The organism is Streptomyces sp. NPDC107559, from assembly GCF_055657365.1.
Genome location: NZ_JBVKBD010000008.1, coordinates 327,508 through 339,688 on the forward strand (window position 1 = coordinate 327,508; position 12,181 = coordinate 339,688).

A 12,181-nucleotide genomic window follows, 5' to 3' on the forward strand; every position below is an offset into this window, starting at 1 on the left:
CACCACATGAGTCCCGAACTCGCCGGCGTGCTCCAGCTTCTCGCCCTCATAGGCGCACTGGCACTGGTCTATGTTCCCGTCGGCAACTACATGGCCCGGGTCTATTCCTCGAGCAAGCACCTGCGTGTCGAGAAGTGGATCTACAAGGGCATCGGCGCCGACCCCGACACCGAGATGACCTGGCCCGCCTACCTGCGCGGTGTCCTCGCCTTCTCGACCGTCTCGGTCCTCTTCCTCTACCTGCTCCAGCGCCTCCAGGGCGTGCTGCCCGGTTCGCTGAACTTCTCCGCCGTCAATCCGGCACAGTCGTTCAACACGGCCGTGTCGTTCGTGACCAACACGAACTGGCAGTCGTACTACGGCGAGCAGACCATGGGGCACGTCGTGCAGACCGCGGGTCTGGCGGTGCAGAACTTCGTCTCGGCGGCCGTCGGCATCGCCGTCGCCGTGGCCCTCGTCCGGGGCTTCGCCCGCTCGCGCACGGGTGAGCTGGGCAACTTCTGGTCCGACCTGGTGCGCGGCACGATCCGCATCCTGGTTCCGGGTGCCGCGATCGCGGCCGTTGTGCTGGTGGCCTGCGGGGCGATCCAGAACTTCTCCGGCATCCACGAGGTCGGCCAGTTCATGGGCGGTTCCCAGCAGTGGAACGGCGGTGCGGTCGCCTCGCAGGAGGCCATCAAGGAGCTGGGCACCAACGGCGGCGGCTACTTCAACGCCAACAGTGCCCACCCCTTCGAGAACCCGACCCCGTTCACCAACCTGTTCGAGATCTTCCTGATCCTGGTGATCCCGTTCGCACTGACCCGCACCTTCGGTGTGATGGTCGGCAACGTGAAGCAGGGGTACGCGATCCTCGCCACGATGGGCACCATCTGGCTGGGCTTCGTCGCCCTGATGATGTGGACCGAGTTCGCCCATCACGGTCCGGCGTTCCAGGCCGCGGGCGCGGCGATGGAGGGCAAGGAGGTCCGCTTCGGTGTCGGCGGCTCGTCGATCTTCGCGGTGTCGACCACGCTCACCTCGACCGGCGCGGTGGACTCCTTCCACTCGTCGTTCACCGGCCTGGGCGGCGGCATCACGATGCTGGGCATGATGCTGGGCGAGATCGCGCCCGGCGGTACCGGTTCCGGCCTCTACGGCATGCTGATCATGGCGGTCATCGCGGTGTTCATCGCCGGTCTGATGGTCGGCCGCACGCCCGAGTACCTGGGCAAGAAGCTCGGCGCGCGCGAGATGAAGCTCGCCGCCTGCTACATCCTCATCACCCCGGCGCTGGTGCTCGTCTTCACGGCGGCCTCGATGGCGCTGCCGACCCCGCCGCACTCGATGCTGAACTCCGGCGCGCACGGCTTCTCCGAAGTGCTGTACGCCTTCACCTCCGCGGCGAACAACAACGGCTCGGCCTTCGCCGGCCTGAACGCGAACACCGACTGGTACAACACCATGACCGGGCTCGCGATGCTGTTCGGCCGGTTCCTGCCGATGGTGTTCGTGCTCGCCCTTGCGGGCTCGCTCGCCGAGCAGAAGCCGGTGCCGGTGACCGCGGGCACCCTGCGCACCGAGAAGCCGCTGTTCACCGGTCTGCTGGTGGGCGCAATCCTGATCATCACCGGTCTGACGTACTTCCCCGCGCTCGCGCTGGGCCCGCTTGCCGAGGGGCTGGCGTCATGACGACCCGAACGGACAACCACGAGGACTCCATGTCCACTCCCACTCTCGCGCCCCATCAGGACACACCCACCGGGCACAAGCCCGCCGAGGACCGTGTCGGCGCAGGCTTCTTCGACTCCCGGCAACTGCTGAAGTCACTGCCCGAGGCCTTCCGCAAGCTCGACCCGCGGGTGATGGTCAAGTCGCCCGTCATGTTCGTGGTGTGGATCGGCTCCGTCCTGACCACCGTGTTCTCCTTCCAGCATCCGGGGGACTGGTTCGGCTGGGCGATCAGCGCCTGGCTGTGGCTGACCGTCGTCTTCGCCAACCTGGCGGAGGCGGTCGCCGAGGGCCGCGGCAAGGCGCAGGCCGACACCCTGCGCAAGGCCAAGACCGACACCGTCGCCCGCCGTCTGGTGAACGGCTTCGAGGAGCAGGTGCCCGGCACCGAGCTGAAGATCGGCGACCTGGTGGTCTGCGAGGCGGGCGACATCATCCCCGGCGACGGTGACGTCGTCGAGGGCGTCGCCTCGGTCGACGAGTCGGCCATCACCGGCGAGTCCGCGCCGGTCATCCGCGAGTCCGGCGGCGACCGCAGCGCGGTCACCGGCGGCACCAAGGTGCTGTCCGACCGGATCGTCATCAAGATCACGACGAAGCCCGGCGAGACCTTCATCGACCGGATGATCGCTCTCGTCGAGGGCGCGGCCCGGCAGAAGACCCCGAACGAGATCGCGCTGAACATCCTGCTCGCCTCGCTCACGATCGTCTTCCTGCTGGCCTGTGCCACGCTGCCGCCCCTGGCGAACTACGCGGGCACGCACCTGACGATGGTCGTGCTGGTGGCCCTGCTGGTCTGTCTGATCCCGACCACCATCGGCGCGCTGCTGTCCGCGATCGGCATCGCGGGCATGGACCGGCTGGTCCAGCGCAACGTCCTGGCGATGTCGGGCCGCGCGGTCGAGGCGGCCGGCGACGTCTCCACGCTGCTGCTGGACAAGACCGGCACCATCACGCTCGGCAACCGGCAGGCGTCCGAGTTCGTGCCGGTGAGCGGCACCACGGAGGCCGAGGTCGCCGACGCCGCCCAGCTGTCCTCGCTCGCGGACGAGACCCCCGAGGGCCGCTCGATCGTCGTCCTGGCCAAGGAGAAGTACGGGCTGCGCGAGCGCCACCAGGGCGAGCTGGCACAGGCGGAGTGGATCGAGTTCACCGCCCAGACCCGGATGTCGGGTGTGGACGTGGACCGCCGCCGGATCCGCAAGGGCGCCACTGCCTCGGTCATCGCCTGGGTCGAGGAACAGGGCGGCACCGTGGCCAGGGACGCGGACGCGATCGCGAACCGGATCTCCGAGTCGGGCGGCACCCCGCTGCTCGTCGCCGTGCAGGACGACCGGGGCGCCCGGGTGCTGGGTGTCATCCACCTCAAGGACGTCGTCAAGGACGGCATGCGGGAGCGGTTCGAGGAACTGCGCCGGATGGGCATCAGGACCGTCATGATCACGGGTGACAACCCGCTGACGGCGAAGGCGATCGCCGAGGAGGCGGGCGTCGACGACTTCCTCGCGGAGGCCACTCCCGAGGACAAGATGGCCCTCATCAAGCGGGAGCAGGCGGGCGGCAAGCTCGTTGCGATGACCGGCGACGGCACCAACGACGCCCCGGCCCTGGCCCAGGCGGACGTCGGGGTGGCGATGAACACCGGTACGTCGGCCGCCAAGGAGGCCGGCAACATGGTCGACCTCGACTCCAACCCCACCAAGCTCATCGAGATCGTCGAGATCGGCAAGCAACTGCTGATCACCCGGGGCGCGCTGACCACGTTCTCCATCGCCAACGACGTCGCGAAGTACTTCGCGATCATCCCGGCGCTGTTCGCGGCGGTCTACCCGGGCCTGGACAAGCTCAACATCATGCACCTGTCCTCGCCCGACTCCGCGATCCTCTCCGCGGTCATCTTCAACGCGCTGATCATCATCGCGCTGGTACCGCTGTCCCTGCGGGGCGTGCAGTACAAGCCGGTCAGCGCGGACCGGATGCTCCGGCGCAACCTCGGGATCTACGGCCTCGGGGGCCTGATCGCCCCGTTCATCGGCATCAAGATCATCGACCTGCTCATCTCCCTCATCCCCGGGATCGGCTGACCGCCATGAACAACTCCGTAACCAACACCGTCCGGTTGCTCGGGGCGGGCCTGCGCGCCCTGCTGGTCCTCACCCTGGTGACGGGCGTGATCTATCCACTGGTGGTCACCGGCATCGCCCAGGGCCTGTTCAGCGACAAGGCGAACGGCTCCGAGATCAAGGCGGACGGCAAGGTCGTCGGCTCCTCCCTCATCGGGCAGTCGTACGACCTGCCGCTGAAGAAGGGCCAGGAGACTCCCGAGCCCGATCTGAAGTGGTTCCAGGGCCGGCCGCACAACGGCCTCGGCAGCAACAGCGTCAACACGCAGTACCAGCTGATCCTGTCCGGCGCCACCAACCTGGCCGGGGACAGCGGTGCCGTCAAGGGCCGATGCCCGGCCGCACCCGAGGACGGCACGCTGTGCGCCCAGGTGCTCGCCGCCAAGGCCGCGGTCGTCAAGGACAACTCCGTCCCCGGCTACGCCGTCAAGCCCTCCCAGGTCCCGGCCGACGCCGTCACCTCCTCGGGCTCCGGTCTGGACCCGGCCATCTCCCCGGCCTACGCCGAACTCCAGGTGCACCGGGTCGCGGCGAAGAACGGGCTGTCCGTGGCGGCGGTGGAGAAGCTGGTCAAGGACCACACGCAGGGCCGCACCCTGGGCTTCATGGGTGAGCCCCGGGTGAACGTCCTCGAGCTCAACATCTCGCTCAAGGACCTCGCAGGGAAGCAGTGATCGCCTTACGCGACCCGTTCGGGAGCCGGTGGTCCGGGTGCATCCCGGTCCGCCGGCTTCCGCAGCCGTGGCCGTCGGCCGACACTGCGCCGACGGCCACGGCCCGACGCACGACAGGAGAGGCACATCACCCATGACCAGGGTGCTCGTGGTGGAGGACGACCCGCAGCTCGTACGGGCCCTCGTCATCAACTTGCAGGCACGTCATTACGGCGTGGACGCCGCTCCCGACGGTGCCACCGCGCTGCGTCTGGCGGCCTCGCGCCAGCCCGACGTGGTCCTGCTCGACCTCGGACTGCCCGACATGGACGGCACCGATGTCATCAGGGCGCTGCGCGGCTGGACCCGTGTGCCGATCATGGTCCTGTCGGCCCGCCAGGCCTCCGACGAGAAAGTCGCCGCGCTCGACGCGGGTGCCGACGACTACGTCACCAAGCCGTTCAGCATGGACGAACTCCTGGCCCGGCTGCGGGCCGCCGTCCGCCGCACCGTGGACACCCCGCTCGTCCCGGAACGGACCCGGGTCGAGACGGAGCACTTCAGCATCGACCTGGTCGCCAAGAAGGCCACCCGTGACGGCAGGGACATACGGCTGACCCCGACAGAGTGGCACCTGCTGGAGATCCTGGTGACCAACCCCGGCCGACTGGTGACACAGCGGCAACTGCTCCATGAAGTCTGGGGAGTCACTCAGAGCAACAAGACCAACTACCTGCGGGTCTATATGGCCCAGCTGCGCCGCAAGCTGGAGACCGACCCCTCCCACCCCCGCCATCTGATCACCGAGCCCGGCATGGGCTACCGCTTCGAGGGATGACATGAAACGCGGCAGGCTCCGGATCTACCTCGGCGCGGCACCCGGCGTCGGCAAGACCTACGCGATGCTGTCGGAGGCGCACCGTCGCGTCGAGCGCGGTACCGACTGCGTGGTCGCCTTCGTCGAACACCATCACCGGCCCCGCACCGAGGTGATGCTGCACGGCCTGGAACAGGTGCCACGCAAGGAACTCGCCTATCGGGGAACCACGTTCACCGAAATGGACGTGGACGCCGTCCTCGCACGTCGCCCCCGGGTGGCCCTCGTGGACGAACTTCCGCACACCAACATTCCCGGCTCGCGCAACGCCAAGCGCTGGCAGGACGTCGAAGAGCTGCTCGCGGCCGGGATCGACGTGATCTCGACCGTGAACATCCAGCATCTGGAGTCGCTGGGTGACGTCGTCGAGTCGATCACCGGGGTGAGACAACAGGAGACCGTCCCCGACGAAGTCGTGCGCCGGGCCGACCAGATCGAGCTGGTCGACATGTCGCCGCAGGCGCTGCGCCGCCGCATGGCGCACGGCAACATCTACCGGCCGGACAAGGTCGACGCGGCCCTGGCCAACTACTTTCGCCCCGGAAACCTCACCGCCCTGCGCGAGTTGGCGCTGCTGTGGGTGGCCGACCGTGCTGACGAGTACCTCAACGAGTACCGCCGTGAGCACCGTGTGTCGGCGATCTGGGGCTCACGGGAGCGGATCGTGGTCGGCCTGACCGGCGGCCCCGAAGGGCGCACGCTGATACGGCGTGCCGCGCGCCTGGCGGAGAAGGGCGCCGGCGGCGAGGTCCTCGCCGTCTACATCTCCCGAAGCGACGGGCTGACCTCCGCATCCCCGAAGGAACTGGCCGTCCAGCGCACCCTCGTGGACGACCTGGGCGGCACCTTCCACCATGTCGTCGGCGACGACGTACCGGCCGCCCTGCTCGACTTCGCCCGAGGCGTCAACGCCACGCAGATCGTGCTCGGCGTCTCCCGCCGTCGTACCTGGCAGTACGTCTTCGGGCCGGGTGTCGGCGCCACCGTCGCCCGGGAGTCCGGTCCCGACCTCGACGTGCACCTCATCACGCACGACGAGGTCGGCAAGGGCCGCAGACTGCCGGTGCCGCGCGGCGCGCGGCTCGGCCGGTCCCGGGTGATCTGGGGCTGGCTCGTCGGCGTGCCGGGCTCGCTGCCCCTGACCTGGCTGCTGGCCGGCGCCGCCCCGGACGTGGGCCTGGCCAACGACATGCTGCTGTACCTGACTCTGACGGTTGCGGCGGCCCTGCAGGGCGGACTCTTTCCCGCGCTGGCCTCGGCGGTCGTGTGCTCCCTGCTGATCAACTGGTACTTCACCCCACCCGTCCACACGCTGACGATCGCCGACCCGAAGAACATCGTCGCCATCGCGATCTTCGTCGGGGTCGCGGTGTCGGTGGCGTCGGTGGTGGACCTCGCGGCCCGGCGGACCCACCAGGCGGCCCGGCTGCGCTCCGAGTCGGAGATCCTGTCCTTCCTCGCCGGGAACGTGCTGCGCGGCGAGACGAGCCTCGAGGCACTCCTCGACCGGGTCCGTGAGACCTTCGGCATGGAGTCGGCGGCGCTGCTGGAGCGGGCCGGGGAGACCGCTCGCTGGACCTGTGCCGGCAGTGCTGGGCCCGACCCGGCGCAGGCACCGGAGAACGCGGACGTCGCCGTACCGGTCGGCGACCACATGGCCCTGTCCCTGCGGGGCCGGGTGCTCCCCGCCGCCGACCGCCGGGTACTGGCCGCGTTCGCCGCCCAGGCCGTCGTCGTCCTCGACCGCCGTCGCCTGCAGAACGAGGCCGACCGCGTGAAGGAACTCGCCGAGGGCAACCGCATACGGACCGCACTGCTCGCCGCCGTCAGCCACGACCTGCGTACCCCTCTCGCCGGGATCAAGGCCGCCGTCACCTCGCTGCGTTCGGACGATGTCGAGTGGTCCGAACAGGACCGGGCCGAGCTGCTGGAGGCCATCGAGCAGGGTGCCGACCGGCTCGACCAGTTGGTGGGCAATCTGCTGGACATGTCGCGCCTGCAGACCGGCACCGTCACCTCCATCATCCGTGAGAGCGACCTGGACGAGGTGGTTCCCATGGCCCTCGGCGGAGTGCCCGAGGACAGCGTGGACCTGGACATCCCCGAGAGCCTGCCCATGGTGTGGATCGACCGGGGTCTGCTGGAGCGGGCCGTCGCGAACGTCGTCGAGAACGCAGTCAAATACAGCCCGCCGGGGCAGCGGGTCCTGGTGTCCGCGAGCGCCGTCGCCGACCGGGTCGAAGTACGCGTCGTGGACCGGGGTCCGGGCGTCCCGGACGAGGCCAAGGGCCGTATCTTCGAACCCTTCCAGCGTTACGGCGACTCGCCCCGTGGGGTCGGTGTCGGCCTCGGCCTCGCGGTGGCGCGCGGTTTCGCCGAGGCCATCGGCGGCACCCTGCACGCCGAGGACACCCCTGGCGGAGGGCTCACCATGGTGCTCGCCGTGCCGGTGGCACCGGGGAGAGGACATCCGGAGCAGCCCGACTCGTCTGCGGCCATCATGTCCTGAGGGCGCCTCTCAAGCCTTGGGCGGCACGGTTCCGAACTCCTTGCGGACGTCCCCGGTGTCCAGCCGCAGCCGCCAGAGGTTCCGACGGTGCGCCGCCGCCGGCGCGGCCTGCAGCGGCGACGGCGGCACCGCCAGCACGGGGGCAGCAGCCGTGGGCGAGGCAGTAGTGGCCGACCGACGGTGTGAGCATGCGGCGCAGTCGTCCGCGCCTGCCGGCGCCGATCACCAGGAGGTCATCCGCTCGGTCGGCCACGTGCACCATTGCCGGCCCAGGGACGCCCCGCGCGAGGAGCGCCTGGCCGGGCAGCCCGGTGTCCGTGCCGCCGAACATCCCGCGCGGCGCGGCGAGAAGTCTCTCTCCATGCCGACCGAAGGCGCCCCGGCCGACGGATCTTCCTGGAACCGCTTCCATCTCACCCTGAACCAGTGTTTTCGCACAGTGCGTACGTCAGTTCTTGGCACCCTTCTGACGGACCTCGACGTCAGCGGTGGGTTCGGACCGGACGAGGCTTCTCAGGCTGTGCGGCCCGCCCCTTCTGCGCCCCGTTCGACGAGCGTGCTGCGACCGGCGCCTATACCTCGATCTGCGAGCCCATGATGACCGTGCGGTCACGGGGGAGGCCGAAGTACTCGGCGGCGTCTGCGGTGATGTAGGAGGTGGCGATGAACAGCCGCTTGCGCCAGGGCGCCATCGTCGGTGCCTTGCCCCGTCGGAGATCGATCTTCGAAAGGAAGTAGGACGCCTGCTCGAACTGCAGCGGCCCCTCGGTCCGGGCCGGCTCCAGCATGGACAGGGCGCCGGGCACGTCCGGTGTCTCCATGTAGCCGAACCGGGCGCTGACATGGATGATCCCGTCGTCGGCGTAGCCGAGGTCGTCGACGACGAGTCGCCGGTCGGCCGGGACACGGGGCACGGGCTCCGTCTCGATGGACAGGATCACGACGTGGTCGTGCCGCACGTGGTTGTGCTCGACGTTGGCCCGCATGGCCAGTGGCGTGGTCTGCTTGCCCCGGTTGAGGAAGACGGCCGTACCGGGGATCCGCAACGTCCGCACCTCGCCACGGCGCAGGCGGTCGATGAACTCGGGCAGCGGACCCTCCTGGCGCACGCGTTCGGCGGTGACGAGTTCGCGGCCGCGTTGCCAGGTGGTCATGACGGTGAACGCTGTGAGGCCGATCAGCAGCGGCAGCCAGGCGCCGTGGACGAGTTTCGTCAGATTGGCTGCCACGAACAGCAGATCCACGACGAGCAGCAGACTCGCGCCCCCGGCGACCAGCCACTTGGGCGTGCCCCACTTGGCACGGGCGACGAAGAAGAACAACAGGGTGGTGATCGTGATCGTGCCCGTGACCGCCATGCCGAAGGCGAAGGCCAGCGCGGTGGAGCTGCGGAAGGCGAAGACCAGGGTGAGGACCGAGACCATCAGCAGCCAGTTGATCCAGGGGACGTAGATCTGGCCGATCGTGGATTCGGAGGTGTGCGCGATCCGCAGCCTCGGCAGATAGCCGAGCTGGGCGGCCTGTGAGGTGACCGAGTAGGCGCCGGTGATCACCGCCTGGGAGGCGATCACCGTGGCCGCCGTGGCCAGCAGGATCATCGGCCATCTGCCCCAGTCCGGCACGAGCAGGAAGAACGGGCTGCTGATGTTGCGGGGATCGGCAAGAATCAGCGCGCCCTGGCCGAGGTAGCTCAGCACGCACGCCGGGAAGACGAGGAACATCCAGCCGCGGGTGATGGCCGGGCGGCCGAAGTGCCCCATGTCGGCGTAGAGCGCCTCCGCTCCGGTGACCGCGAGCACGACCGCGGCCAGGGCGAAGAATGCGGTGCCGAAATGGCCGAACAGGAAATCCAGGGCATAACCGGGCGACAGTGCCCTGAGGATCGCTGGGTGGCCGACGATACCGACCACGCCGCATGCCCCGATGGCCACGAACCAGACGACCATGACGGGCCCGAACACTCGGCCCACCGCCGCTGTTCCTCTGCGCTGCACGACGAACAGCAACACGATGATCACCGCCGTGATCGGCACGACCGCGCTTCCCAGCGACGGCTGGACGACCTTGAGCCCTTCCACCGCGGACAGCACCGAGATCGCCGGAGTGATCATGCTGTCGCCGAAGAACAGCGAAGCGCCGAAGACGCCGAGCGCGGCCAGCGCGGCCGTGGCCCGCCGGCCACGCCGTGAGTCCCATCGCTGCACCAAGGTGATCAGCGCCATGATGCCGCCCTCGCCCTGGTTGTCGGCGCGCATCGCCAGCAGCACATAGGTGACCGTCACAACGATCATCACTGACCAGAACACGAGCGACACCACGCCGTACACGTTCAGCGTGCTGACCGGGACGGGGTGCGGATCGCCCGGGTTGAACACGGTCTGGAGGGTGTAGATCGGGCTGGTGCCGATGTCGCCGAAGACCACGCCCAGAGCGCCGATGACCACAGCGAGACGCACCGGGTGGTGCGCGCCGGGACCATGAGCCTTCGGCGGCTGCGTCGCGGATCCGCCGCCTGACGCGGCCTCGTGCCGGGGATCGGCCATGGCATCCTCCTCAGCTCGGGCTGCTGCGCTGCGGCCCAGGTGCCGTACCGGGCGGGTTACGGCGTGACGATACCGATCACATGGACAGCCGTTCGTGGCGCACGCCGTTCGTGGCGCACGTCGTTCGTGGCGCACGTCGGGAACCTGCCGGTCTTGAGCCGGACGCTGTCCGGAGGCCGAACGCCGCCTTGCCGCGGCCGTCGAACGGGTCTGTGACGCACAGGTGTCCGCCTCGGTCATCGCGGCCCGTGCCGCGGTCGCCGCCGAGGTGGGCGACGCGTCCGGGTCCGCCGGCCACGTAAGCGCGGCGGATCATGTCGCACTCGACGGTCCTCGCCACTGCCGCCTGCTGGTGGTCGGCGCGGCGGCCGTTCCGCCGCACCGCCGCCCACCCGGGGTTGCGGCGGCGGTGCCGACCGACAGGCCGCGACCCTCCTCGTCTCGACCGACCGCAGCGGCGGAAGCTGACGGAGCGCCGCCGGCTCGGTGACCCACATCACATTCCATGCCTGTCAGCAATCGGAGCGCTGCCTCGTTCAAGGGGCACGCGAACGAGACAGGAGCAACGCCATGAAGCACCGCATCGTCGTACTCGGCGCCGGATACGCCGGGGCCTTCGCCGCCGGAGACCTGGCCCGCCGGCTTGCTCCCGCCGACACCGACATCACCGTCGTCAATGCCGCGCCCGACTTCGTCGAGCGGATGCGGCTGCACCAGGTCGCGATCGGCCAGGACTTCGCGTTGCGCAGGCTCGCCGACGTCTTCGCGGGAACCGGGGTGCGGCTGTGCGTGGCCCGTGTCACCGGAGTCGACCCCGAGCGCAGGACGGTCGCGGTGACCGGTGATGACGGCGCGAGCGAACTCGCCTACGACACGCTTCTGTACACGCTCGGCAGTTCGGTGGCCCACCACGGCGTCCCCGGTGTGACCGAGCATGCCTTCGATGTGACCGGCCTGGCCTCGGCGCTGCGTCTGCGCGAGCGCCTGGCCGGCCTGAGCGAGGGCGGCACCGTGCTGGTCGTCGGTGAGGGGCTGACCGGCATCGAGAGCGCCACCGAGTTCGCCGAGTCCCGGCCAGACCTGTCGGTCGCGCTCGCCGCCCGCGGCGAACTGGGCGCCTGGCTCGCCCCGAAAGCCCGCCGTCATCTGCGCGAGGCCTTCGACCGGCTCGGCATCGCCGTTCTCGAGCACACCGGCATCGAAGCCGTCGAACCGACACGGGCGATCGCCGCCGACGGCAGGTCCGTCCCGGCCGACGTGACGGTATGGGCCGCCGGGTTCGCCGTGCAGCCCATCGCGGCCGCGGGCGGTCTGGAGGTCACCGGGACCGGCCGGATCGTCGTGGACCGCACCATGCGCTCGGTCTCGCACCCGGACGTCTACGCCGCCGGTGACTGCGCCTACGCGATCGGCGAGAACGGCCGGCCGCTGCCGATGTCCTGCGCCTCGGCCGGCTACACCAACATGCAGGCGACCGCCGCGATCATCGCGCGACTGACGGGCGGCGAAGTCCCGACCACCGGGCTGAAGTACCACGGCAACCACATCAGCCTCGGTCGGCGGGACGCGATCTTCCAGATGGTGGACGCAGACGTCCGGTCCAAGTCCTGGTACCTGGGCGGCCGGACCGCCGCGCGGCTCAAGTCGGCAGTGCTCAAAGGGGCCGGCTGGAGCGTCGCCCATCCGACCTTCGGCCTGCCGAAGCGCCGGCGACGTCTGGCCACCACACCTGACCGCGTCGGTGTGACGGGCGCCGCATAGGCTGC

The 12,181-nt window shown here is 69.6% G+C and carries 7 protein-coding genes; 6 read left to right on the forward strand and 1 reads right to left on the reverse strand.

The annotated features are described in order from the left end of the window. Nucleotides 1–6 precede the first annotated feature (6 nt). From kdpA to ACZ7OY_RS24905, 5 genes are all read left to right on the forward strand, one after another. On the forward strand, nucleotides 7–1,671 hold the full coding sequence (gene kdpA / locus ACZ7OY_RS24885) for a potassium-transporting ATPase subunit KdpA (RefSeq protein ID WP_471913403.1): 1,665 nt from the start codon (nucleotides 7–9) through the stop codon (nucleotides 1,669–1,671). Beyond that, nucleotides 1,668–3,794, forward strand: a complete 2,127-nt coding sequence (gene kdpB, locus ACZ7OY_RS24890) for a potassium-transporting ATPase subunit KdpB (protein WP_471913404.1) — start codon at nucleotides 1,668–1,670, stop codon at nucleotides 3,792–3,794. The genes kdpA and kdpB overlap by 4 nt, the downstream gene beginning before the upstream one ends. Nucleotides 3,795–3,799: 5 nt before the next feature. Next, nucleotides 3,800–4,507, forward strand: coding sequence for a potassium-transporting ATPase subunit C (locus tag ACZ7OY_RS24895; RefSeq protein ID WP_471913405.1), 708 nt, complete (start codon nucleotides 3,800–3,802; stop codon nucleotides 4,505–4,507). Between the two features lie 133 nt (nucleotides 4,508–4,640). Then, complete coding sequence (locus ACZ7OY_RS24900) at nucleotides 4,641–5,324, forward strand: response regulator (RefSeq protein ID WP_471913406.1); 684 nt, start codon at nucleotides 4,641–4,643, stop codon at nucleotides 5,322–5,324. 1 nt (nucleotide 5,325) lies between these two features. Continuing rightward, nucleotides 5,326–7,872, forward strand: coding sequence for a DUF4118 domain-containing protein (locus ACZ7OY_RS24905; RefSeq protein WP_471913407.1), 2,547 nt, complete (start codon nucleotides 5,326–5,328; stop codon nucleotides 7,870–7,872). A 572-nt stretch (nucleotides 7,873–8,444) separates the two neighbouring features. Here ACZ7OY_RS24905 and ACZ7OY_RS24910 read toward each other — a convergent pair. Then, nucleotides 8,445–10,415 (reverse strand): potassium transporter Kup, encoded by a 1,971-nt coding sequence (locus tag ACZ7OY_RS24910; RefSeq protein WP_471913408.1) that lies wholly within the window; start codon nucleotides 10,413–10,415, stop codon nucleotides 8,445–8,447. A gap of 570 nt (nucleotides 10,416–10,985) precedes the next feature. On the opposite strand from ACZ7OY_RS24910, the gene ACZ7OY_RS24915 reads away from it, so the two are divergent. Next, on the forward strand, nucleotides 10,986–12,176 hold the full coding sequence (locus tag ACZ7OY_RS24915) for an NAD(P)/FAD-dependent oxidoreductase (RefSeq protein WP_471913409.1): 1,191 nt from the start codon (nucleotides 10,986–10,988) through the stop codon (nucleotides 12,174–12,176). Nucleotides 12,177–12,181 lie beyond the last annotated feature (5 nt).

What these genes read in the sequence shown, in the direction of transcription:
- ACZ7OY_RS24895 (WP_471913405.1), top strand. Translation starts at nt 3,800, where the DNA reads ATGAACAACTCCGTAACCAACACCGTCCGGTTGCTCGGGGCGGGCCTG.
- ACZ7OY_RS24915 (WP_471913409.1), top strand. Translation starts at nt 10,986, where the DNA reads ATGAAGCACCGCATCGTCGTACTCGGCGCCGGATACGCCGGGGCCTTC.
- kdpB (WP_471913404.1), top strand. Translation starts at nt 1,668, where the DNA reads ATGACGACCCGAACGGACAACCACGAGGACTCCATGTCCACTCCCACT.
- ACZ7OY_RS24900 (WP_471913406.1), top strand. Translation starts at nt 4,641, where the DNA reads ATGACCAGGGTGCTCGTGGTGGAGGACGACCCGCAGCTCGTACGGGCC.
- ACZ7OY_RS24905 (WP_471913407.1), top strand. Translation starts at nt 5,326, where the DNA reads ATGAAACGCGGCAGGCTCCGGATCTACCTCGGCGCGGCACCCGGCGTC.
- kdpA (WP_471913403.1), top strand. Translation starts at nt 7, where the DNA reads ATGAGTCCCGAACTCGCCGGCGTGCTCCAGCTTCTCGCCCTCATAGGC.
- ACZ7OY_RS24910 (WP_471913408.1), bottom strand. Translation starts at nt 10,415, where the DNA reads ATGGCCGATCCCCGGCACGAGGCCGCGTCAGGCGGCGGATCCGCGACG.